This is a genomic window from Kaistella sp., assembly GCF_041824135.1.
GTDB lineage: Bacteria > Bacteroidota > Bacteroidia > Flavobacteriales > Weeksellaceae > Kaistella.
In genome coordinates, this window is record NZ_JBGZYM010000078.1 from 1 (window position 1) to 25022 (window position 25022).

At 36.2% G+C, this 25022-nt stretch carries 21 protein-coding genes; 8 read left to right on the forward strand and 13 right to left on the reverse strand.

The annotated features are described in order from the left end of the window. Positions 1 to 7: 7 nt before the first annotated feature. From ACEYOS_RS08825 to ACEYOS_RS08845, 5 genes are all read left to right on the forward strand, one after another. Positions 8 to 1327 (forward strand): stage 0 sporulation family protein, encoded by a 1320-nt coding sequence (locus tag ACEYOS_RS08825; RefSeq protein WP_373709697.1) that lies wholly within the window; start codon positions 8 to 10, stop codon positions 1325 to 1327. Continuing rightward, complete coding sequence (locus ACEYOS_RS08830; RefSeq protein WP_373709690.1) at positions 1320 to 1784, forward strand: gliding motility lipoprotein GldH; 465 nt, start codon at positions 1320 to 1322, stop codon at positions 1782 to 1784. Before ACEYOS_RS08825 ends, ACEYOS_RS08830 begins: the two co-directional genes overlap by 8 nt. 8 nt (positions 1785 to 1792) lie before the next feature. After that, entirely contained in the window at positions 1793 to 4171 is a 2379-nt protein-coding gene (locus ACEYOS_RS08835; protein ID WP_373709689.1) for a penicillin-binding protein 1A, read from the forward strand. A 74-nt stretch (positions 4172 to 4245) separates the two neighbouring features. Continuing rightward, positions 4246 to 5790, forward strand: a complete 1545-nt coding sequence (locus ACEYOS_RS08840; protein ID WP_373709688.1) for a YdiU family protein — start codon at positions 4246 to 4248, stop codon at positions 5788 to 5790. Between the two features lie 48 nt (positions 5791 to 5838). Beyond that, positions 5839 to 7095 (forward strand): DUF6080 domain-containing protein, encoded by a 1257-nt coding sequence (locus ACEYOS_RS08845; protein ID WP_373739129.1) that lies wholly within the window; start codon positions 5839 to 5841, stop codon positions 7093 to 7095. 249 nt (positions 7096 to 7344) lie between these two features. Here the strand turns inward: ACEYOS_RS08845 and ACEYOS_RS08850 are convergent, their stop codons facing one another. From ACEYOS_RS08850 to ACEYOS_RS08885, 8 genes are all read right to left on the reverse strand, one after another. Then, a complete protein-coding gene (locus ACEYOS_RS08850) occupies positions 7345 to 8715 on the reverse strand; it encodes a tetratricopeptide repeat protein (RefSeq protein WP_373709686.1) in 1371 nt (456 codons plus the stop codon). A 74-nt stretch (positions 8716 to 8789) separates the two neighbouring features. Then, positions 8790 to 9053 (reverse strand): Txe/YoeB family addiction module toxin, encoded by a 264-nt coding sequence (locus ACEYOS_RS08855; RefSeq protein WP_373709685.1) that lies wholly within the window; start codon positions 9051 to 9053, stop codon positions 8790 to 8792. Then, positions 9044 to 9265: a DUF2683 family protein gene (locus tag ACEYOS_RS08860; RefSeq protein WP_373709684.1), complete on the reverse strand. Its 222-nt coding sequence runs from the start codon at positions 9263 to 9265 to the stop codon at positions 9044 to 9046. The genes ACEYOS_RS08855 and ACEYOS_RS08860 overlap by 10 nt, the downstream gene beginning before the upstream one ends. Positions 9266 to 9299: 34 nt before the next feature. Further along, the gene (glmM, locus tag ACEYOS_RS08865) at positions 9300 to 10682 is read right to left on the reverse strand and encodes a phosphoglucosamine mutase (RefSeq protein ID WP_373709683.1); all 1383 of its coding nucleotides are present in this window, start codon (positions 10680 to 10682) and stop codon (positions 9300 to 9302) included. 307 nt (positions 10683 to 10989) lie between these two features. After that, complete coding sequence (locus ACEYOS_RS08870; protein WP_373709682.1) at positions 10990 to 11142, reverse strand: hypothetical protein; 153 nt, start codon at positions 11140 to 11142, stop codon at positions 10990 to 10992. Continuing rightward, positions 11142 to 13175 (reverse strand): ferrous iron transport protein B, encoded by a 2034-nt coding sequence (feoB, locus tag ACEYOS_RS08875; protein ID WP_373709681.1) that lies wholly within the window; start codon positions 13173 to 13175, stop codon positions 11142 to 11144. The genes ACEYOS_RS08870 and feoB overlap by 1 nt, the downstream gene beginning before the upstream one ends. 38 nt (positions 13176 to 13213) lie before the next feature. Continuing rightward, on the reverse strand, positions 13214 to 13468 hold the full coding sequence (locus tag ACEYOS_RS08880) for a ferrous iron transport protein A (protein ID WP_373709680.1): 255 nt from the start codon (positions 13466 to 13468) through the stop codon (positions 13214 to 13216). A 142-nt stretch (positions 13469 to 13610) separates the two neighbouring features. Continuing rightward, positions 13611 to 14492 carry a GLPGLI family protein gene (locus ACEYOS_RS08885; RefSeq protein WP_373709679.1) on the reverse strand — a complete coding sequence of 294 codons (882 nt, stop codon included), beginning with the start codon at positions 14490 to 14492 and terminating at the stop codon, positions 13611 to 13613. Positions 14493 to 14613: 121 nt separating this feature from the next. On the opposite strand from ACEYOS_RS08885, the gene ACEYOS_RS08890 reads away from it, so the two are divergent. After that, positions 14614 to 15111, forward strand: a complete 498-nt coding sequence (locus ACEYOS_RS08890; protein WP_373709678.1) for a DinB family protein — start codon at positions 14614 to 14616, stop codon at positions 15109 to 15111. Positions 15112 to 15191: 80 nt separating this feature from the next. Here ACEYOS_RS08890 and ACEYOS_RS08895 read toward each other — a convergent pair whose 3' ends face one another. Then, entirely contained in the window at positions 15192 to 17891 is a 2700-nt protein-coding gene (locus tag ACEYOS_RS08895; protein ID WP_373709677.1) for a carboxypeptidase regulatory-like domain-containing protein, read from the reverse strand. A 165-nt stretch (positions 17892 to 18056) separates the two neighbouring features. On the opposite strand from ACEYOS_RS08895, the gene ACEYOS_RS08900 reads away from it, so the two are divergent. Beyond that, complete coding sequence (locus tag ACEYOS_RS08900) at positions 18057 to 18938, forward strand: cupin-like domain-containing protein (protein WP_373709676.1); 882 nt, start codon at positions 18057 to 18059, stop codon at positions 18936 to 18938. A 41-nt stretch (positions 18939 to 18979) separates the two neighbouring features. On the opposite strand, the gene ACEYOS_RS08905 is transcribed toward ACEYOS_RS08900, so the two are convergent. After that, the gene (locus ACEYOS_RS08905; protein WP_373709675.1) at positions 18980 to 19375 is read right to left on the reverse strand and encodes a hypothetical protein; all 396 of its coding nucleotides are present in this window, start codon (positions 19373 to 19375) and stop codon (positions 18980 to 18982) included. Positions 19376 to 19413: 38 nt separating this feature from the next. Beyond that, positions 19414 to 21111 carry a M14 family zinc carboxypeptidase gene (locus ACEYOS_RS08910; RefSeq protein WP_373739128.1) on the reverse strand — a complete coding sequence of 566 codons (1698 nt, stop codon included), beginning with the start codon at positions 21109 to 21111 and terminating at the stop codon, positions 19414 to 19416. Between the two features lie 53 nt (positions 21112 to 21164). On the opposite strand from ACEYOS_RS08910, the gene ACEYOS_RS08915 reads away from it, so the two are divergent. Then, positions 21165 to 21947, forward strand: a complete 783-nt coding sequence (locus tag ACEYOS_RS08915; RefSeq protein ID WP_373709673.1) for a hypothetical protein — start codon at positions 21165 to 21167, stop codon at positions 21945 to 21947. A 164-nt stretch (positions 21948 to 22111) separates the two neighbouring features. On the opposite strand, the gene lepA is transcribed toward ACEYOS_RS08915, so the two are convergent. Beyond that, the gene (lepA, locus tag ACEYOS_RS08920; protein WP_373709672.1) at positions 22112 to 23908 is read right to left on the reverse strand and encodes a translation elongation factor 4; all 1797 of its coding nucleotides are present in this window, start codon (positions 23906 to 23908) and stop codon (positions 22112 to 22114) included. A gap of 72 nt (positions 23909 to 23980) precedes the next feature. Beyond that, a complete protein-coding gene (locus tag ACEYOS_RS08925; protein WP_373709671.1) occupies positions 23981 to 24985 on the reverse strand; it encodes a hypothetical protein in 1005 nt (334 codons plus the stop codon). Positions 24986 to 25022: the final 37 nt, after the last annotated feature.

Genomic DNA, 25022 nt, shown 5'->3' on the forward strand with positions numbered 1-25022 from the left:
TATAAATATGAGTTGTGGATGTAAAACATCCGGCGATTCGTCCCATTCTTGCGGAACAAAATCTGCGAATGGCTGTGAAAGTGTAGATACTTGCGGAAATAGCTATAAATTAAGCGTTTTCGATTGGCTCTCGAATATTAACAATCCATCTCAATCTCAAACAGATTTTGTGGAAGTAAGATTCAAGAACGATCGTAAATTTTTTTATAAAAACGTCAATAACTTACCGCTTCATATGGGAAGCGTTATCACAGTAGAATCTAGTCCGGGTCACGATATAGGTGTAGTAAGCCTTACAGGAGAATTGGTGAAAATTCAGATGAAAAAGAAAAATGTCTCTGAAGAAAACCCTCTAAAAATTTACCGGTTAGCCAACCAAAAGGACATTGAGGTTTGGCAAGATGCAAGAGGAAAAGAAGAAGCTGTAAAAATTCAGGCAAGAAAGATTGCGATCGCACTTAATCTCGAAATGAAAATCACCGATGTCGAATTTCAGGGCGACGGTGCCAAAGTTACGTTCTTCTATACCGCTGAAACCCGTGTGGATTTCCGGCAGTTAATTAAAGAATTTGCTTCTTTGTTCCGTACCAAAATCGATATGAAACAAATCGGTTTCCGACAGGAAGCTGCAAAAGTTGGAGGTATTGGATCGTGCGGAAGAGAATTGTGCTGTTCAACTTGGTTAACGGATTTCCGATCTGTGAATACCAACGCGGCGCGCTACCAGCAACTGAGCATTAATCCTCAAAAATTAGCCGGACAATGTGGCAAATTAAAATGTTGTCTGAACTATGAACTCGACAACTATTTGGATGCGCTGAGCCATTTCCCATCTTCCTCAACAACGCTTGATACTGAAAAAGGGAAAGCTTTCTGTATCAAAATTGATGTTTTCAAGAAGAGAATGTGGTTCGCTTATGCAGATCACTCCATGGCCTGGTATGATTTAGATGTTGACGATGTCAAAAAAATGATTGCCAAAAACAAGAAAGGCGAGAAAGCACAACCTTTAGAAGATGTAAAAGTTCTTGATGCTCCAGTGAAATCAGTAGATTTAATTCAGGAAAACAACATGGATCGCTTCGAAAGAAGAGGTAAAAGTTCGGGTCCCAATAAAAATAAAAGAAAGCCGAATAATCAACAGAAGCCGGATAATAACTCTACTGGAAATCAAGGAGATAGAAGAAAAAGAATTTCTGAAAAACCTGCTGGGCAAGCACCTGATAAACAAGGTGATAAACCTGCTCAACCCAATGCAAAGTCACCTCAACAAAAGCCAAAAAACTTTAAAAAGAAACCACAGCCAAAACGTGATGACAATGCATAAGATAATGGGTGCTTTTTTCGTTTTGTTTTTTCTTGCCAGTTGCAGCAATGATTCTGAGCAAGTGTTTTTGAATAATCTCAATGGAAAATGGGATAAAAAAGCGGAACAGAAATTTGACTTTAAAGTGACGGATGCTCAAAATCCAAAAAATATTATATTTGTTGTAAGAAACAATAACGATTACCCGTATAGCAATATCCGGATGATCGTTAATTTTCAGGATGGGCAAACCAAAGAGAAAAGTACCGACACTTTAAATTATATTTTGGCAGAACCCAATGGGAATTGGATTGGTAAAGGGTTTGGAGATACTAAAGAAATTCATTTTCAATATAAAGTAGACTATCAGTTCCCTGCAAACGGTAATTATTCAATCGGAATTATTCAAGCGATGAGAAATGATAACCTGCCCGGAATTGAAGATATAGGCGTAAAAATAGAAACGGCAAAACCGTAAACTTATTTATGGAAAACACACAGAATAAAGGAAGCAAACCGCAAAAGTTTCCGCTTCCTCCAAAAAAAGTCAAGAATACTGGCTGGAAAAGGTGGGTCAAAATAGTATGGACCGCACTGATTCTCTTGATCGTAGGGATTGCAGGTGTATTTTTCGCGGTGTCACAAGGTTTCCTTGGTGACATGCCCGACGTAAAAGAATTAGAGAATCCCGATATTTATGTAGCCTCTGAAATTTATTCATCAGACGGAAAAATGCTCGGTAAGTTTGAAAAGGAGAAAACTCAGCCAATTACTTATAAGGAATTGCCACCTTACCTGATTTATGCACTACAAGCTAAAGAAGATGAGCGATTTAAGGAACATTCCGGGATCGATCTTCAATCTGTAGCGAGAGCAATAGCGTATGGAGGTAATAGAGGTGGTGGATCTACGATCACCCAACAGTTGGCAAAACTACTTTTTACAGGAACCGCTTCTCAAAATAAAATTCAGAGATCTTTTCAGAAACTGAAAGAATGGGTTGTAGCAGTAAGTCTGGAAAAAAGATATACAAAAGAAGAAATTATCACGCTTTATTTCAACAAATTTGATTTCCTCTACAATGCCAATGGTATTGAGATGGCATCTCGAGTTTACTTTAATAAAACAACCTCGAAACTCACACTACCAGAAGCAGCAATGTTTGTAGCGATGCTGGAAAACCCGGTGAAGAATAATCCGATGCGAAATGAGGAAAGAGCAAAGAGCAGAAGAGACGTCGTTCTGGATCAAATGTTAAAGACCGGATATCTTGATCAGGCAACTTTTCAGCAGGCGGTAAGTACTCCGATTGCAGTAGATTATCATCCAATTAAATCGATTGATGATGGTTACTCGGCTTATTATAAATATTATTTAAGAAAAGAAATCGAGAGCTATATTAAAGATTATGAAAAGAAAACCGGTAAAACTTTAAATTTATTTAAAGATGGTTTGAAAATTTATACGACCCTGGATTCTAAAATGCAAACCTATGCTGAAGAGGCAATTAAAGAACATTTAACAGATCTGCAGAGTCGATTTGACGCCGAGCAACGAGGAAGAAAGCAAAGACCTTTCTATAAAATTAATGATGCTCAAATCAGTTCCATCATGCTTAGCGCAATGAAGAGAACGGGAAGATATAAGCAACTAAAAAATGCGGGAGTTCCAGAGGATTCAATTATGCTGGACTTTAAAAAACCAATTAAAACTTCGAGATTTACCTGGAAAGGCGAGGAAGAAGTTGAAATGTCTCCGTGGGATTCTATCCGTTATCACAAACAGATTGCACAGGCTGGATTAATGTCAATGGTTCCAGGAACCGGAGAAATTAAAGCTTGGGTTGGTGGAATCAACTGGCAGCATTTTCAGTATGATCATATTAAACAGGGGAAAAGACAGGTTGGGTCGACCTTTAAACCTTTTGTTTATGCAACAGCAATTATGAAATTAGGAATGACACCATGTTCTACCGTTTCAAATGCGACTTACACCAAAGGTTCCTGGAGCGTTAGAGGAAGAGGTGGAATGCTTACATTACGAGATGCTTTAGCACAATCTCAAAACCCGGTAGCCGTTCGATTAATTGAAATGACCGGTGTAAAAAGTGTAATACAAACGGCCAGAGATTTAGGAGTAACTGAAGAAATCCCGAACGAATATGCAGTGGCATTAGGTTCATCAGATATTACTATTTTTGAAATGTTAGGTGCTTACAGTACTTTTGCCAATTACGGAAATTACATCAAACCCGAAATGATCTGGAGGATTGAAGATGCCAACGGACGCGTTATTAAAGAAGTAAAACCAGTCACTAAAGAAGTCATGAACGAGTTATACGCTTACACCATGATCGATTTAATGAAAGGGGTGGCAGAGTTCGGTACCGCTTCTGGAGAATTAGGAAGAAGAGGTGTTGCCAAAGGAATTGAAATCGCAGGAAAAACCGGAACAACACAGAATAATTCCGATGGTTGGTTTATGGGAATAACCCCAAATCTTGCGACGGGAGTTTGGGTAGGCTGGGAAGACCGAGCCACTCACTTCTATGGAACTGGTGAAGGACAAGGAGCGAAAATGGCTTTACCGATCTGGGCGATCTATATGAAGAAAGTTTGGGCCGATAAAGAATTAGGAATTACTCCTGAAGATAAATTTGTGAAGCCTTCCAACTGGACCGGGAACTGTGCAGATCTTCAAGGACTGGGTGGATATGGCGACGATGGTGGTTTACAAACTATTGACGAAATTAAAAATCCAACAATTGTTGAGCCGACCAATACAGAAAGAAAACCGGCTGCGAAAAAAGAAGAAAACGTGAATGAGAAAATTAATACCGGCGACGATATCGATTTTAATAAATAGCGTTCATTTACAGAATAAATAGAAACATCCTTTCAATCTTTTGGAAGGATGTTTTTTTTAGCGAACTTTGAAATATGAATTTAGACCAAATTACTCAACAATATTTAGAACTCTTTCCTGGTGACCTTTCTGGGAATCCAATGCAAAGACAAACGCCAAAAGTTGTCTTTTCAACCGCGAAAATTGCTCATTTCGAAAATCCTGAATTGATTATCTCGAACGAAAAACTGTCCGAAGAAATAGGTTTAGGGAAAATTGAAAAGCAAGAAGACCTGGACTTTTTAAATGCAAAGTATCTTCCTTCAAATGTAAAAACGTACGCAACTGCTTACGCGGGACATCAGTTCGGAAACTGGGCAGGACAGCTTGGTGACGGACGTGCAATTTTTGCTGGAGAGATTAAAAATGACCAAGGTTTAAAATCTGAAATCCAATGGAAAGGTGCCGGAGCAACACCTTATTCTCGACATGCTGATGGACGAGGAGTTCTTCGCTCTTCCGTGCGGGAATATCTGATGAGTGAAGCGATGTTTCATTTGGGAATTCCAACAACGCGTGCTTTGTCGCTGTCGTTTAGCGGAGAACAGGTCGTACGTGATATGTTGTACGATGGTAATGCGGCTTATGAAAAAGGCGCAGTGATGACCAGAACCGCTCCAAGCTTTTTACGGTTCGGACATTTCGAATTGCTTTCTGCTCAAGGAGAAATTGAGACTTTACAGCAACTTACTGATTTTACGATTGAAAATTATTTTCCTGAGATTGATAGTGACAGTCCAAACAAATATGCTGACTTCTTCAAAACAGTTTCAGAGAAAACCGCTGACATGATCGTGGACTGGTTCCGCGTTGGATTTGTTCACGGCGTGATGAATACTGATAACATGTCGATTCTCGGCTTAACGATCGATTATGGACCCTTTTCTTTTTTAGATGAATATGATCTGAATTTCACGCCGAATACGACCGACTTGCCTGGACGGAGATATGCCTTCGGAAATCAGGCCAAAATCGCACAGTGGAATCTTTGGCAATTGGCGAACGCTCTATTTTCTTTAATTAAAGACGAGTCTATACTTGAAAATATCTTGAATGATTTCAACACCAATTTCTGGATCAAACATGATGAAATGATGGCAAAGAAATTCGGGTTTGATAAATTGCAGGAAGGTGATGACGAAATTTTTACTTCAGCACAACAAGTGATGCAGGATTTAGAAATCGATTATACTTTATTTTTCAATAAGCTAGAAACTTATTCTGACGATATTGATTTCAAAATTCACTTTAAAGAAGTATTTTATTCAAGAACAACAGAAGAGCAGTTTGAAAAATTAAAAGAATTTCTTACTCTTTATCAAAATCGATTAGCGAAAAATTCTATTTCAAAAACAGATTCTTTAAATCTCATGAAAGCGAACAATCCTAAATTCATCGTTAGAAATTATTTACTCTTTGAATGCATCAATGAATTGAATGAAGGAAAGAAAGATTTGCTGACCAAACTTCTAATCGCTCTCGAAAATCCTTACGAAGAAATCTACCCGGAATTTTCTGTAAAAAGACCGAATCTATATGACGGCCAAACCGGCTGCTCTACCCTTTCCTGTAGTTCTTAAAATTCCTTACTTTTACCGAAATTAACTACCTTGAATTTGAAACAAAAATTGACCGATTTTCTCAAAACTATTTTCCCGGAAACAAAATTCGAATTGTTTTTATTCCTTCTATTCATAATTGTTTATGGAATTTTGGGAACGGTGATCGCATTGGATTATCGAATTATTTTTGATAACAGAATTCCGTGGGATGCCTACTTCAGTTTTGACAATCGGGCGATCGTAATGACTGGCGGCGGATTTGAACGACATCCTTTAGCAAACTATTTTTTCAACTGGATCCGCGAGTTTGCTTTACTTTTTTCTAATGGCAAAATGAATGAAACTTTCCGACTCGTTTTGGCTTGGTGCAGCAACTTTGCGGTAAGTTTAAGTTTAGTTCAGATCTATAAATATTTAAAGAATATCATCACTTTACCGAAAAAGATTTCTTTGTTGATTCTCTTCTTTTTCTCTTTTTTTAGCACTCCAATTTTACTTTCTTTCACGCCGGAAACTTATACTTACACCTTATTATTTTTAGTTTTATTTAATTATTATGCAGCCTTAAAATTAAGAAAAGAAGAAAAGATTCCAGCAACCGCTTTGGCTTTGGCAGCAGTTTCCATCGGTGGTTTAACAGTTACAAATGTGGTGAAAGTTTATATCCCGCTTCTTTTTGAAAAAGGTGTTTTTAGAAACTGGCGAAAACTTGGAAATTTACTTTTGCGTGGTTTGATCTCCGTTTCGGTTTTTGTATTCCTATTCATGTACCGGTTGGATTTTAAATTTTTAAATTTTTTAAATAAATCTGGCGAACAGTACGAAAAGTTTTCTAATCCGAATGTGACCCCGGTTTGGGATATGATCGCCTCTTGGTTTTTCGGTGGTAATATGCTTTTCAGCGGTTTCGTGACTAGAGATTATCATAATAAAAAAGGATTCGAGTACAAAGCATTATTCATGGATGTTTATACTTCCTGGATTCCGTATGTATTTGTAGTAGCAGTTTTAATTCTGATTTTGTGGAGTTTTGTCAAGAATTTCAAAAATAAATTTGTTCAGATCCTGATGATTTCGTTTTTGGTAGATATTGTGATTCACTGCATTCTAAAATTCGGATTGCACACTTCTTACATTTACGGCGGACATTTTATATTCGTGGTTCCGTTGCTTCTCGGCTGGTTATTTTATGGTTATAAAGATTCGCCGAAAATACTTTCTATTTTGTACATTACGGTTTCTATATTACTCTTTTATCTGATCGTTAATAATATTTTCAGAATGACTGAATTCTTTGATTTTCTGGAAATGTATTATCGCTAGTTCGACCCAGACCGATCTTAATAAGATATGAAAATCTGCAGCCTCTCGTCCTTAAAGACGAGAGAGCTCTTTTTGTGCAACGCAGTGGAACAAAAAAGCGGGAGTACTTCGACAGGCTCAGTATAAATTCAAGGCGGAAATGTCTGCCCAAATAAAGAACAGTAAACTTATTGGTGTCTTATACTATCGCAGATCTTTTTGTAAACAAAAAAACGCACTTCACAGCGCGTTTTATATAATAGAGAATATTTACTTCTTTTTTGCTTTTACTTTATCCACTTCATCTTTTAAGAACGGATACTTCTGCTGCATATCTTCCAGAAGATGAGGGTCTAATTCTAAAGCTGTTGCCAATGATTCTCTCCCTTTTTTCTGATTATTCAATTGTAAATAGCAATTGCTTAACTGATAAAACAATTCGGCTCTGTTGTGCATTTTTGTCGCTGCAATCAAGACATTTACCGCTTCTTCAAATTCGCCAATCAGCATCAAGACTTCTGAGTAGGCGTACCAATTGTAGAACCGTGTTGGCTCATAATCAACCAACCTTTTCAGGCAAGCCAGACTCTCTTCAAATTTTCCACCTTCGATAAATAGAAAGGCGAGTCTTTTTTGATAATCCAGATTCGATTCGTTCAGTGAAACTGCTTCTTTTGCGAAATGCAGCGCCTCTTTCATGCCGCCCATTTCTTCATAGACATAGGATTGCTCCATCATTGACAAATAAAACTGCGGATCATCACGCAGTGATTTCTGAAAAGAATTTAAAGCTAAAACAGGCTGCTTATTTTCTTTGTAACACAAACCAATTTTATAAAAAGTAAATGATTTGGTATATTCTAAAGCTAACATTTCTTCGTAAACGGCAACGGCTTTTAACCACTCGCCCATCGCTTCGAAACACGCTGCTTTATTGGCATAAACTCCAACTGACTGCGGATTGATCGCCAACAAATAATCAAAACCTTTGATGGCTTCTTCGTATTTCTTCTTATTAAAGTAAAACTGTCCGTATTCGTACCACGCGGTTTCCGAGAAAGCAAATTTATCCAGATAACCATTCAAAAATTCGATGGCTTCATCGCTGCGTTTGAGTTGATTATAGCAGAACATCACGTTTTCTAACGAATATTCATCCTGTGGATCAAAATTGAGCGCCAGCTTATAATGCTTTAATGCTTTAAACGGATCTTCTAAATTCACGTATTCGTCAGCAATGAAGTTATGCAGAAAATTTTCTTCTTCTTCAAGTTTTAGTGCTGTTTCACAAAACTCAATGGAACGTCTTGGATTTCCAAGGTTTGAATAATATTTTGCACAGCAAACCAGGAAGTCTGTATTGTCCATACAGGATTCCTTCAGGTTATTCATCAGTTCTTTGGCTTCAGCATATTTTTCTAATTCCAAGAAAACTTCGAATTGCTTTATTTTTAGATCAAGGGAGTTTGGGTGAATTTTTAATCCATATTTTGTCGCCATATCGGCAAAGGAAATATCTCCCATTTCGAGGTAATAAATAATGATCTCTTCATATTCTTCGGTTTCGAAGTAGAATTCATCATTATTCTCGACCATTGCTTCGAACTTCTCTACGAGCTCGTTTTCAAAAAATTCTTCCAATATATTGTCTCTTCGTTATTTACAAAGTATGAAATTATCTTGCACACTTCGTAAAAAACTATTTTAATTAAACTTTAATAATGAAACCGTAAGGCTAAAATTATTATTTCTTCTCTTTCTACTTTATAAATCAATCGATGTTCTACTGTAATTCTTCTACTAAAACACCCAGAGAAATTATGTTTTAATTTTTCTGGCTTTCCTATTCCAATAAGTGAATGAGGATTTACTGAAATCTCTTCAAGCATTCTACTAATTTTATTTTGAACAGAAATAATCCCAGATTTTTTCCAAAATACTAAATCTTCTTTCGCTTGAATAGTGAAAACTATTTCCATAAACTGTCAATAGATATCTTTTCAAAATCACCCTCTTTAGCGGCTTCTAAAGACTTTTCTAAATGATTTCTATTTGATTGTGTAGAATTTAAGTATTCTGTTTCATCACGAAATTCATTTACATCCTCCTCAAAATCGACCTCAATCGCTTTAAGGATCGCTTTTATCTTTTCGGATTCTTTTTTGTTTTTTGGATTTATGGTAATGGTCATCGCTCAAATTTAAATTAAAGTTACTTAATTCTATTTAAATCAAACTTCTTATTTTTTCAATCATTTGATCTCCAAGACGGTCAGCTTCTTCTTGAGAAAACGCTTCGGTGTAAATTCTAATAATCGGTTCTGTATTTGATTTTCTTAAATGAACCCAGTTGTTATCAAAATCTATTTTTACGCCGTCAATGGTAGAAATATCTTCTGTTTGATACTCTTTTTCCATTTTAGTTAAAAGAGAATCTACGTCGATATCCGGAGTTAATTCAATTTTCTTTTTCCCCATGAAATAACTTGGGTAAGTCGCTCTTAATTCTGAAACGGTTTTATTTTCTTTCGCTAAATGCGTTAAAAACAAAGCAACACCCACCAAAGAATCGCGACCATAATGAAGTTCAGGATAGATGATTCCTCCGTTTCCTTCGCCACCGATAACTGCATTTTTCTCTTTCATTAAAGTGACGACGTTTACCTCTCCAACAGCGCTGGCGAAATATTCAGAACCTAAATCTCTCGCAACATCTCTTAATGCACGACTCGAAGAAAGGTTAGAGATTGCCGCTCCTTTTTGATGTCGCAAAAGATAATCAGCTACGGCAACCAAAGTATATTCTTCGCCGAAAAGTTCGCCGTTCTCATCAACTAAAGCCAAACGGTCAACATCAGGATCAACAACGATTCCAACATCAGCTTTCTCGGTTTTCATGAGTTCGCAAATGTCTCCTAAATGTTCTTTTAAAGGTTCTGGATTGTGTGGGAAATGTCCGTTAGGTTCGCAATATAATTTTACAACTTCACAACCTAACTCTTCCAACAATTGCGGAATTGCAATTCCGCCGGTGGAATTTACAGCATCGACAACAACTTTAAATTTCTTGGCTTTAACCGCTTCTGCATCGACCATTGATAAATCCAGGATCTTTTGAATATGAATATCGAATCCATCATTTCTGGTTTCGTATTTTCCTAAATCATCAACTTCAGCATAATCAAATTCCTGACTTTCTGCGAGAGCTAAAACTTCAGTGCCATTTTCACCGGTAATGAACTCGCCTTTTTCATTTAATAATTTTAAAGCATTCCATTGTTTTGGATTGTGAGAAGCAGTTAAGATAATTCCACCATCTGCATTCAATTCTGGCACCATCACTTCAACAGTTGGTGTTGTAGAAAGTCCCAAATCAACCACATGGATCCCCAGACCCTGCAAAGTTGCAGTTACCAATGAATTCACCATTGAGCCCGAGATTCTTGCATCACGGCCAACAACTAAAGTTAAGTCTTTTTTATTTTTATTATTCTGAAGCCAAGTTCCAAATGCGGAAGTAAATTTTACCACATCAAGTGGTGTTAAGTTTTCATCAACTTTACCACCAATGGTTCCTCGGATTCCTGAAATAGATTTTATTAAAGCCATAGAATTTTTTATTAAATAATAATTGCTGCAAAAATACGGAAATTAGGGCAAACGCAAATTTTCGCCACTGGGATCTTGTAATGCGATTTTAAAAGGAAATTTTTAAGAACAGCCACAATCTTTCTCACAACTCGAATCACTTTTTTTAAATTTCTTTAAAGAAATATTTTTACGAATTATTTTAAAAAGGTAATAACCCGCAAAAAGTAAAACGAGTGCAATGATGATGTACTGAAATAGTAAGGAATTCATAATCTTAGTGTCAAGAATATTATTATCGATAAAGAAGGAATGTCAAAAGCTCAGATTAATGTCCGCCACATTCCTGATCACAGCCAAACTCTCCTTTTTTCGGTTTCTTCGAGGAGAAGTTTCTTACAATGATTTTAAATAAAGAATAACCTGCGATCAAGACGATTACCGTGATAATGACGTACTGAAAAATAAGTGATTCTTCCATTATTTTAAAATTTGATAAACGATTAAGGAAGCAATATAAGCCAAGCCCGACATGCCGACGAGTTGTGCCATCGTCCATTTCCAGGATTTGGTCTCTCTATAAACAACGGCCAAAGTTGAAACACATTGCATGGCAAAAGCATAAAAGAATAAGATTGAAATTCCCGTGGCAAAACTATAAACTGGTTCTCCATTTGGTTTTTTATCTGCCCGCATTTTATCGATGATCTTCCCTTCTGGTGCTTCGTCATCTAAGCTGTACAAAGTTGACATGGTTCCTACAAATACTTCCCTGGCCACAAAACTCGTTAAAATTCCGACACCCATTTTCCAGTCGTAACCGAGCGGTGCAATGGCGGGTTCAATTGATTTTCCCATTTTGGCGAGATAAGACTGCTCTAATTTAACATCGGTCGCGACAAATTCTTCCTTATTCTGGGTTGGTCCAATATAGGAGAAAAACCAGATCACGATACTGAACAAGAAAATAATCTTACCTGCTCCAGTAATAAATTCCCAAACTTTCCCGAGCACGATTTTAAAATCATACCCGAAAAGGGGCATTTTGTACGATGGCAAATCCATTACCAGAAATGATTTTGCGTTGCTTTTAATAATTTTTTTAAGAATTAAAGAAGCCATTAAGGAAGTGAAAAATCCGAGGAAATACATCGCCATCAGGGCGATCGCTTTATAACTGATTCCAATAAAATATTCATTAGGAATGATTAATCCAATGATGATACTGTAAACCGGAAGTCTTGCAGAGCAGGTCATAAACGGTGTTACTAAAATGGTGATCAACCGTTCTTTGACATTCTCAATATTTCGAGTGGACATAATCGCCGGAATGGCACAAGCAGTTCCTGAAACCAGCGGTACAATACTTTTTCCATTTAATCCAAATGGACGAAGAAACCGGTCCATTAAAAAAATCACTCTGGCCATATATCCTGAATCTTCCAGTAAATAAAGGAAATAAAGCAAGATCCCGATCTGCGGTGCAAAAACCATGATCCCACCAATACCTGGAATAATTCCGTTGGCGATGAGTGAATTGATTGGTCCTGCCGGAAGATGCTCATTCGCAAATCCTGATAACCACAGGAAAAAATCTGAGATCCAGTTCATCGGATATTCTGCTAAGAAGAAAACACTTTGGAAGATGATTAATAAAATCAACCCAAAAATGAAATATCCCCAGAACTTATGAACTAAAACTTTGTCCAGCTTTTCTGTTAACAGCTCTTTGAATTGAGGTTTTTTAGATAGAACTTTAGAAATAATTTTGTCAATTTCCTGATAACGCCTAATCGTTTCTTGCGTCTGTAATCTTTTAGGAACCAAACATTTAACCTCATCATTATTCAACTGCTCTTTAACAGATTCCAGTTTTCCTAAATAAGTATCTGAAGAAAGTAAGGTCCAGACTTTATATTGATTTTCTTCTTTTGTTTCGGCTAAAATTTTAAAAACCAAACCTTTGTGTTCGGTTGGAATATCGAAAGAAACCGTTTCGGATCTGGTGAAATTGCCCTTTTGAATTTCAGCACGTAATTCTTCAATACCTTCATTTTCTTTGGCATTAGCCTGCAGAACGGTAACGTTTAATTCTTTGGAAAGTTGATCAATATCGATATTGATCCCACGTCTTTCGGCTTGGTCAATTTGATTAACCACTAATAAGATCGGAATTCCTAAATCCTGAATTTGTTGGAAAAGTAGTAGACCTCTTTTGATGCTTAGCGCTTCTAAAATATAGACAACGCCTGAATAATTCTTTTGTTCATCGACCAAGAATTTTGATAAAATAGCTTCATCTTCGGAACTCGGGTAAATACTGTATGAACCAGGTAAATCGATTACTTCTACGTTTTCGCCTTGGAAATCATAATTCCCAGAATGGCTCGCTACGGTAACTCCGGCGTAATTTCCGGTCTTTTGCTTTTTGTTACAAAGTAAATTAAAGACGGTAGATTTCCCTACATTGGGATTTCCTACCAAAAGGATTTGTTTCTTGTTTGAAGTGTTCATTCTTCGCTCGATCTAATTTGAAATTGTATCGGGATCTTTTAAGCTAAAGCTTCCACGATGATAAACTGCGCTTCTTCTTCGCGAAGGGCAATTCTGCTTTTTTCGTCACCAAACTCTATATACATGGGCCCTTTGAACGGCGCCTGGTACAGGATTTTGAAAACGGTTTCCGGGAGCAGACCCATTTCAATAATTTTATTGGGCATTCTGAGGTCGTCATTTTCATAACCCAAAATTTTCCCTGATTGATTTCTGGGAAAACAGCATAACTTATTTGATTTATCTCCTTTCAACACTAAAATTTTGAACCGCAAATGTACGTTATTTAAATTAAATCTAAATAAGGAATTGCGATGAATTGATCACAATTATAAAAAAACCCCAAAACAAAAATTTGTTTCGAGGTTTCAAAATATAACTTAGTAGTAATGAATGTTATTTTTTTGCTTTTGCAGCGGGAATTTCAATAGGATTATTGTTTGCGTTAAAGAAATCTTTCGCCATTTTTTCCTGGTTTTTCAGGTATTCTCCCATAGTAACGTCGCTTCCCGGCATTTTTCTGCTCATGTTTTCAGGAGTCATATACGGTCTTGCTTCTGCTAAAGGATCTGCTTTAAAATTATCAAATGATTTTTCAAACTTATCTTTTGAAATGATGTTTACAGCGGAACTCATTCCGTATTTTTCGAGCATTTTCTCGCCTTCTGTCAGTTCAGAATAATTTTCAATCTTCTTATTTCCTTTCAGTTCCCAAGAATAATTTTTACCCTCATCTTCGACTTTTACAATCAACCCAGGAAGTCCGTAAAATCGGTAAGGTCCGTCGGCAAATGGTAAATCTGAGGAAAACCAAGCCGTCCATTTTCTACCGCCATATTCTGTCGTAGCTTTTTGGGTGTTGTACTCTCCCACTTTTTCTTTGGTAGAAAGGATATTCCAGTTAAATTTTAGATCGTCTTCATATCCAAAATATTTATTGCTGATTCTGTCAACATAAGTTTCTTTCATTGTTGGATAAGCCTTGGTCACCTTATAAGCAAATTTCGGCATTTTGACCATTTTCATGATATCAACAAAAACGCCGGATGTTTCCATCTTTTTAACGGCAGCTACGATAATAGAATCCTGTGCTATACCAGTGTAGTCCTGATAAATCGATTTGTCTTTAGAAATATCTAAAACGGTCATTACTTTCTCAAGTTTTGCTGAATCTTTCTTCGGCTTAAAAGTTAATTCATAAAAGAATCTGTTCGCGGTTTGCTGCGCGTTTAGAGCAAAAAATACGCTTACTGCAACGAGGGTGAATATCTTTTTCATATTATTATTTAATCTATTAGTTAGCATGTTATCCATTTTGTTACAGTTTTTTATGAATATTTTAATATTCGTTTAAGACAAAAATCATTATCAGCCTATTACCTTTACTAAAACAAAAAATATGGAAACCGTACTTAACCTTAGAAAAGAGTTTAACCAGGAATACGAAACCACCAAAAAATTCCTGGAAGTTTACTCAGACGAACAAAATGAATATCGCCCTCATGAAAAGAGTATGAAAATGATGGCACTTGCTACTCATCTCGCAGAAATTTTCGGTTGGCCAGATTATATGATGACCACGGAGAAACTTGATTTTGCAGCGGGAGATTACCAACCTACCTATCTCAACACAAAGGTAGAACTTCAGGAGAAATTTGAAGAAGATTACAAAAAAAGTCTGGCTACGTTTGCCAATATGAAAGAAGAAGATCTGGAAGGAAGGTGGAGCATGAATATGGGCGAACATGTCATCGCTGATTTTAATAAATATGAAGCAATAAGGCATGCCTTAAATCAGATCACTCATCACCGCGCTCAACTCGGAGTTTACTATCGATTAAACGATATTCCAGTTCCTGGAAGTTACGGGCCAAGTGCAGATGTGGAAAACTTCTAAAAACTTTAAATTCAAATAAAGAGAAATCCCATCCTGATTGAACAAGATGGGATTTATTTATCAATTTTTTTTAAATCTGTTTATTTAAAATTAAATTTAACGGTAAACATCACCTGACTTGGTCTAATCTCAATGCTGTTTCTGGTCGTTGAAAAATAGGTGGTGTTATAACTGATGGTTTCATATAATTTTTTGTTGCCAATATTTAACCATTTGATCTCAAAATCGATTTTCTTTTTCGCCCAGGTATATTGGTAAGAAAGATCGTAGAACGAGTTGCGAAGATTGATTGCTCCTTGCGAAGTCGTAACATCGTCCCAAACCAAACCGATCGTGTGATTTTCAATTGGATAAAGGAATAGATTTAAATTATGATTCCAACCAGAATATTTGTTCACGTTATTTCTGTAATCGTCGCTGTTTTTATTCCAGTTTAATGAGATATTGTAATCCAAACTCATCCATGAAAAATAAGTATTGTTGAACTTAAATGCTAAACTCTGACTGTTGTTGATGCTTTCAATATAATTATCAACGTTATTTTGATCCACTAAAATACTGTAGGAATTAGAATCTCTATTGCTGAAATTTATAGACGCATTGGTTTTGAATTTCGGAAAGTACTTTCCAATTTCGGCACTTTCACTCTGAGAATAAGAATTGTTATCGATGTATTCTAAAGTCACAGCTGAAGCACCAGAAGCGAAAGGACGGGATTTCGTAATGATATTTCTTTTTGCATCATTATAACTATAACGAGCATTAAAAAATAAATTGTTCAGTGGATTTCTATATTCTAATCTTGCAGAAGAATTGATATTTCTGTTTTCCGGCAAAAGATTACTGTCTCGGGCATTTAAAGATTTAGGACTTATTAAAATTGAGCCATCGTACACCGAACCAAAATCTCCGAAATTATAATTTAATCCTCCATAAGCAGATAATTTCCAGAAAGAAGCAAAATCAAAACTTCCGTAGAAAGTAGGTTCAAAAACTGTTCTGTTGATTTCAGAATCTTTATTTCGCAGCAAATCTTTATAATCAATACCGTACATGTTGAGTGGCAAATTAACCGTTGCGTTAATTGCTTTTCCTTTATAATTTAAAGCAACCTGAGAGTAAGGATTTATTTCGTTCCACTTCATTTGGTTCTGATAGCTGATCCCTAATAAATTCCCATCGGCATATAATTTTGAATTCATATCATTAAATGATAGATTCAAACCAACTTCTGGCGTAATCGTTAATCGTTTATAAGAAAAACCTACTGAAGCAGAATGATTTGCCATTAATGTTGTAGAAGAAACACGCTGGTCAAAACGATCGAAGCCAGAACCAAGATCAATAAAATTTTCATATTCTGCAGAAAGTGTTTGTCGGTCTTTTTGATAAGAAAGGTAACTCATGAAATTAACCAGTTTCTCTTTCCACGGAATAATGGTACTTAAAGAGTTTTTAATAATGCCGGTTGGCGCCCCCAAAGCTTCATTAATAAAAATGTCCTTCAATGTTGGATCAGGAATGGCCATGTTATATAATGTAGAAGTATTTCCGCGATCCTCGTTCCAGAAACCATTCCAGGTCGTGGTATTTTTAAAAAATCCTTTCTTAGCGTTTTTCGTAATAATTACTTCTCCTTTTGCGGCGTTGCTGTAAAGATTATTTGATTCATTAGTTATTATTTTGCCAGTTTTAAAGAAATCCGTGTCCTGTTCATAAACGGTTTCTCTAGTAGAATTTCTGTCGATGGCGTTATTGGTATAACTTGCACTGGCTTTCAATTCCCAATCTTTACTTTTAAAAGGGGTTGTTAAAACATTGGCAGAGAAAAAATGCACGTTGTTCATTAAATATCTTTTTTCGGGAACGTTTGGAACACTTGCTTTATCTACACTCAACCAATAGTTTCCAGCGGATTGTCCTCTTCTTCCTTCAAAACGATTTCCGAAGGCTAACATATTACCTTCTCGCTCAACACTTTCTCCGTTATTATTTGTTTTATAATTTAAAACCCATTGGTTTTTTTGTCCGAAGAACATCGGAGTTAATTTCACATTCCAGAGCAAAGGTTCCATTCCAACACCTACTTCTCCCCGACCCGTCATCGTGACCGATTTTTTAAGAATCACGTTTAATCCGGCATTTTCTGAGGGAACTTTGTCCTGAAGAATTTTTACGGGTTGGTGATTTTCCATCACTTCCACTTTCTGTACAGCTCCTGTAGGTAACGAATTATTAATTGTTCCGTAACCACCTTCCATTAAATCTTTTCCATTAACATAAAACTTATTAATTGGTTCACCTTGATACAGAACGGTTCCATCTTTATTCACATCAATTCCAGGAATTTTCTTTAAAACATCAGAAAGCGTACGGTCGGCTTTGCTTTCAAAAGCTTTAATATCATAAGAAATAGTATCACCTCTTTTAGTGATCATCTTCGCTTTTAACTTAACTTCCTTAATTTCGGTCGCATCAGATTGCAAAGTGAAATTCTGCGTTTGATCTTCGTTTTTGACTGCTTTTTGCGAAGGTTTCTGATTATAAGCTTTTATTTTTAAATCAACATTTTCCTCAGGAGTGGTAAAGGTCACCTTGTATTCTCCTTTTACATTAGTGATTGAAAAAGCGATGATCGCATCTTTTCCGGGCTCTTCTACCGTAACACTTGCGCTTGGAATCGGTTTGCCGTCTTCGTCTAAAATTTTTCCGCTAATGGAAGATTGTGCCCACGATAGAATGGCCAGAAACAAAGCAAATAAGGTAGATATTTTTCTCATGAAAAGATTTATTAATTAGTACGGCAAAGATCATAATTGTTACAATGAGAAGATATGATGGTTAATCACGAGCAAATTTAAATGCAGATTCTCATATGCTTATAATTATAAATGAAGGTTGGATTCTTTTTTTTATTATTTTTGCTCATCAAACAATTGCGCCATATGGGACTTCATTTACAACCTATCGACATCGTAGAGTCGATTACCAAAGAAGAATTTCGAGAAAAGTACCTGTTGCCGCGGAAGCCAGTTGTCATTAAAGATATGGCGAAAAACTGGCCCGCTTACGAAAAATGGACGATGGAATATATGAAAGAAGTGGTTGGCGATGTTGAAGTTCCACTCTATGATTCATCGAAAGCTGATCCTTCCGCGCCTATTAATTCTTCAGCTGCAAAAATGAAATTCACAGATTATATTGATTTGATTCAGGAGAAACCAACCGATTTACGAATCTTTCTTTTTGACCCTATTAAATTCGCACCTCAACTTTTAGACGACTACATTTCACCTAAAGACTTAATGGACGGTTTTCTGGATAAATTTCCGAATATGTTTTTTGGCGGAAAAGGATCCCAAACCTTTCTCCATTTTGACATTGATATGCCTCACATTTTTCATACTCATTTTAATGGCAGAAAACATGTTTTATTATTCGATTATAAATGGAAAGAGCGGCTTTATAAATTACCACTCGCAACTTATGCTTTAGAAGATTACGATATTGCAAATCCTGATTATGAAAAATTTCCTGCCCTAAATGGTGTTGAAGGAATTGAATGTTTCCTAGAACATGGCGACACTTTGTTTATGCCGACAGGCTGGTGGCATTATATGAAATATCTGGACGGAAGTTTCTCCATTTCCCAAAGAGCCTGGGACAAATCATGGGCGGTAAAAGCGCATTCGCTCTGGAATCTTGCAGTTCAGAGAAATTTCGACAACGTCATGAAGGGAAGATTCAAAAAAAAATACATGGACTGGAAAGAAAGAAAAGCCATTGAAAATGCAAATTATGCTTTGAAAAAAGGTTTGCCGAAATAATAAAAACGCTTTTAGATTAATTTCTAAAAGCGTTTTTTACATTATTTTTTTATCTTAAATAATTTTAAAGCATCTGTAGAATACAGCGCGAAAAAGATGAGAACGGGTTGAAAAAACAATCGCAATAATCTTTTGGAATCGGTATCTAAACCAAATCCATCACGGTGTTCGGTATATTGCGCAATATTTCCCGGGAAAACCAAAACAAAGAAAATAGCCAAAGCTAAGCCTACGTATTCCTTTTGTTTCGTGAAGAAGATCATCGCTATTCCGAACAGAATTTCTACTACACCGGAAGCCAATACGACGAAATCTTTTGAAAGCGGAATCCAATCCGGAACTTGCGCCTGAAAAGTTTCTCGAGCATAAGTCATATGGCCAATTCCTGCCAAAAGCATAAAGGCTCCTAATCCTATTCTTATTAAGTTTTTTATCATCTTTCGTACTTGTTATTATTTAAATGACACGTTAAAATTTATAAAATCCTGTAAATCGGATATAAACCAACGCTTCCTTCGTAGAATTGAGAATGTTTATAAATATACTCTAACTGCGCATTTCCATCTTTTGCAAAATCAGGATTGGCTATTTTTTCAAATTCCAAAGCTGTTTTTAAAACTTGATTGTTTTTCAATAAATCTGCGGCTGTATCTTCGAAAACGTAATCTGAGAAATATTCTTTTTGTCCAAGAATCGCATCGAAGAAATTCCAGTTAAAGAAAGAATCAGCTGCTTCTGGTTCTAAGGTTTCGAGCAGATATTTGACGCCATATTGTTTGGTTGAAACCAACACATCTCCTTTTCTAAATTTAAAATTTTTATTCTCTGACTTCACTTGAGTGTCATAATGAAGGTAATGACCTTCGTACGGGTTTTTCACCGTTTTGTAATCCGAAACCATATATTGTTGCGCAAAAATGACGGAATCTTGCTTGATCACGTTCATCGCTATATTATTGCGTTTCAGATATTGCAAAACCTTTTGTTCCGATTGTGGGATTATATAATAAGAAGGAATTGCGATTTCTTTGGTCGGAATATATTGATCGTAGAATTTTACTTTTCTGGTGAAAGGTTTCGTTCGGTCGTAGAACAATCTTGGCTTTCCGGAAACTACGCTTGGTTTTTTTCCAGCTTCAAATCCTTTGAAATCAATCAATTTAAATTTCGTGCTGTCCAGTTTCCACTGAATCGGATATTTCATTTTGGGTTGATAATTTGCGAGACTTTCACCCATTAATTTTTGAATTTCCTTAGCGTTTTTCGCCGTGTAATTAATGGAACTGAGCATGTTTTCATAAGTCGCTCGAACACGATCTTTATAAGGTTTCAACATATGCGTTTCGGCAACCGTTCCCATCGTATTAAAAAGCGTTGTGTAACCTGTTGCATATCTTGGAGAATCCATAAAGGTCGGGAATCCTTCGTCGGGTGAATCACCATGGATATTGACATAAGGAGTCGTGAGAATTCCTTTCTTTTCTAAAGTCTGTAAAATTTCGGGTTGCATCTTTTCATTAAAATAGTTTCCCAAGCTTTTTCCTAATCTTTCTTTATTGGTAGAAATATAAGTGAACAAATACTGGTAATCTGCGCCATTTGAAACATGATTATCAATAAAATAAATAGGTTTGAAATGCTGGAAAATAGTTTGAAAAGTTTTTGCATTTTCGGTATCATTTTTAATGAAATCACGATTCAGATCATAGTTTCTGGCATTCCCACGAAAACCGTATTGTTCGGGACCATTTTGATTGGCTCGGCTGTGCGATCCTCGTCTTAACATCCCTGAAATATTATATGCCTGAATGGCCACAATTCTTAAATTCTTCACTTCAATTTTTCCAGTTGCGAAATCGCGCATCATCATCATGGTGGCATCAATACCGTCTGGCTCACCCGGATGAATCCCATTATTGATCAAAATAGTTGGATTGTTTTTATCTACGGCAGCATTGTAAATAACCACTCGGATTGGTTCGCCATTATCATCATTTCCGATGGATCTTACGGTAATCGTTGGGAATTCTTTAGATAAATCGTCGTAATATTTCACCATTTCTTCATAGGTCGCAGTTTGGTTTCCGTTTCCTTTTTCGTAAGGTGTTTGATGTTTGGTTTGGGACGAAATAAGATTCGCCGCTAAAAAGAGAATTAAAGAAATATATTTCATTAGGATTAAATTAAGTGTCACGAATTTACAAAAAAGATTATCTTTATTGAATTATGAATTATCTGAGACTTTTATTAATCGCTCTCCTTTTGGTTGGCTGCAAAAAGAAAACTTTTGCAGATGAGATTGTTTTAACGACCAATCATAAAATCAAGATGAAAATTCAGGAATTTAATGAAGGTATTGGCGAATATGGATCTTCAATAATATACATAGGAAAAATTCAAGATTCCATTCCGATCAAGCATTATGACTCAATGTTTCCGCCTCCTCCCGCACCTCGACCTATTGGTTATATAAAAACTCAAAAAGAAATTAGTGATTCCATTATCTTCAATAAAATGCGTGACAAGTATTTTCATAGTGAGTTTGATCGATTGAAATTTTCGGATAACCCAATCAAGTTTGATTCTCTTACTAATGATCTATTAGAAATTGTAGTGAAACCAAACGATACCATTCCCCATTTTGTTATCGATTCGGCAAGAAATATTAAAGCATATCAATCATTTCCTGTTTTTGTAAAAAATATTTCAGGTAAAAAATTGAAAATGGTTGTTGAGAGTTTTCCAGGATTTGCAATTTTAAATGAGAATAAAAAGTGGCAAATTATACGAAACAACAGTTTTTATATTTGTGGCGATGCCATGTATAAACACAAATATTGGGTGTTCAATCCTAATGAAATAATTGTTTATGCTGTCAATTACTTTCATGGAAATCAAAAAGCACATTTTAAAATAGGTTTAACGCCCACTTTTTTTTCAGAGGAATTTGATGGAACTATTGATCCGAAAATTATTAAAAAACAGAGAGATGCATATTTTATAAAATAAAAAAATTCCTGAACGAATTCAGGAATTTGTAATATTATATGTTCTTTGAAGAAGCAAAAATCTGCAGCCCGGCTTGAGTGGAGCTCATTTTTTTTGCAGTGGCAAAAGCGCTGGCAAAAAAATAGCGGGAACGGAAGACGGAAATGTCTGCCCAAATAAATACGTTAATCGTTCAGTTTCAACACCGCCATAAATGCCGACTGTGGAACCTCCACTCTACCAATTTGTTTCATTTTCTTTTTACCTTCTTTTTGTTTCTCCAACAATTTACGTTTACGGGAAATATCCCCACCGTAACATTTTGCAGTAACGTCTTTTCTTAAAGCTTTGATGCTTTCTCTGGCAATCACCTTCGCTCCTAACGCCGCCTGAACCGCAATATCAAACTGCTGACGCGGAATCAGTTCACGTAATTTCTCACACATTCTTTTTCCAATATAATAAGCGTTGGAATCGTGAATCAACGAAGAAAGTGCATCGACCATATCGCCATTGATCAGGATATCCATCTTCACTAATTTGGAAGCACGGAAGCCGATCGGATGATAATCGAAGGACGCATATCCTTTGGAAACTGACTTTAAACGGTCATAGAAATCGAAAACCACTTCTGCCAAAGGCATATTAAAAACGAGTTCTACCCGATCTGAAGTCAAATAACTTTGTCCTACGATCTCGCCTCTTTTCTCAATACACAAAGTCATCACCGGACCAACATAATCGGATTTGGTAATGATGGAGGCTTTGATGAACGGCTCTTCTACCCGATCCATAATCATGGGATCGGTCATTTCTGAAGGATTGTTGATTAGGATCATGGTATCAGGATCTCTTTTGGTATAACCGTGGTAAGAAACGTTGGGCACGGTCGTAATAACATCCATGTTGAATTCGCGGTCTAATCTTTCCTGTACGATTTCCATGTGCAGCATTCCGAGGAATCCACAACGGAAACCGAAACCTAAAGCTGCTGAACTTTCTGGTTCGAAAACCAGCGACGCATCATTTAATCTTAATTTTTCTAAAGAGAAACGAAGTTCTTCAAAATCTTCGGATTCAATCGGATAAATCCCCGCGAAAACCATTGGTTTCACTTCTTCGAAACCGTCGATGGCTTCTGTCGCTCCTTTTTCAAAAGTGGTGATGGTATCTCCTACTTTTACTTCGCGGGCATCTTTGATCCCGGAAATAATATATCCTACATCGCCGGTTTTAATTTCGGCTTTCGGGGTTTGTTTTAATTTTAGAGTTCCAACTTCATCGGCTTCATACATTTTGTTGGTTGCCATGAATTTAATTCGTTGTCCTTTCTTGATGCTTCCGTTGACGACTTTGAAGTAAGCTTCAATTCCACGGAAAGGATTATAAACAGAGTCAAAAATCAAGGCTTGCAACGGTCCGTCTTCATTTCCAACCGGTGCCGGAATTCTATTAACGATATGTTCCAATAATTGGTGAACACCTTCACCTGTTTTTCCAGAAACTCTTAGTACATCTTCATAATCACAACCAATTAAGCTCATGATCTCATCGGTCACTTCTTCGGGATTGGCTGAAGGTAAATCGATTTTATTTAAAATTGGAATGATCGTTAAATCATTTTCTAAAGCCAAATATAAATTGCTTATCGTTTGAGCCTGAATACTTTGCGCGGCATCAACGATGAGAAGCGCTCCTTCGCACGCAGCGATAGAACGGGAAACTTCATAAGAAAAATCAACGTGTCCTGGCGTATCAATTAGGTTAAGAATATACTTCTCCCCATTCAATTCATAATCCATTTGAATGGCGTGTGACTTAATGGTAATTCCACGCTCTTTTTCAATATCCATATCATCCAGCGTTTGGGACTGGAGTTCTCTTTGGGTCACCGTATTGGTATATTCCAAAAGTCGATCTGCCAAAGTGGATTTACCGTGGTCAATATGTGCAATAATGCAAAAGTTCCGTATGTTCTTCATCTATAATTATCGTAATCTGCAAAGATAATGAAAGTGAATAGAAAATAATGATTTTTTCTCTAAACTGAAAATTTACTTTACAAAGCTGTATTCACCGTTTAAAAAATCAATGTAGATCTTATCTTTTTCTCCATTCAATGCCTTATTGTATTTTATATTAAATTCTATACCGGCCGCAATTCCTCCTATAGCGCCGAATAGGAAATAAGCAGACGACACATTAATTTCTTCTGGAAACAACATAAACTTGTTGCCCATTACGAAATAACCTCTTTGATCCTGTTCCAAGTCAAGAAATCCTGCCTGCGAATTTTTGTAAACTTTTCCTCTTTCAACATAACTGTAGATTTTCCGAGTGGGAATTCGATCATCATTGGCATTGACTGCTCTTACTACTTCTCCATTATTTTTGATGAGCTGATAGTTTTCAAGCGGTTTCTGTTCAAAGAAACTTTTATAATCCAGATATACGCCATCTTTCAATTTCTTACCTGAAAAAGCGGCGTAATTAGATTTTAACATTTCATTGTAACCACTCAAATTATTACTTGGAATTGCAATATCTAAAGGAGTCGCCCGATACGTCTCAAACATTAAGGTTTGAAGAACTTTTTGAGTATTCTCCACAAATAGATCTGGAATTCCACCAACTTCTTTTGTATTTAAACTGATGATGTTATCGTATCTTTTTAAGAAATAATAGTTTTCACCTTTTTTCAGAAAAGTACTGAATTTCATATCTAAAATACAGAAGATCTCTTTGTTCCGTACCTCGTTCGAGATATTTAAATCTTCTACCAACAGAACTATTTCATTAATTCCTTTCTCTCTTTTTTTATTGGTCTTTTCGAACCAGTTTTCAATATCCTGACTCAAATCATCGGTCGGAAAAACAAAAGAATAATATTTACCTCGGAAGACAATGTCATTGAGTTTTTTATTCTGGCGAACATCGATCACTTCTAAACTCTTTGTGGTGCCCGTGTAATCCTTCACGGGATAGTTGAGCTTGATTGTTTCTTTCTTCTGAGCGAAAAGAAAAACTGGAAGTAAAATGAGTAAAAATATTTTTTTCATTATAAATTGATTGCTACGAATTTATAGATTTAGTCCG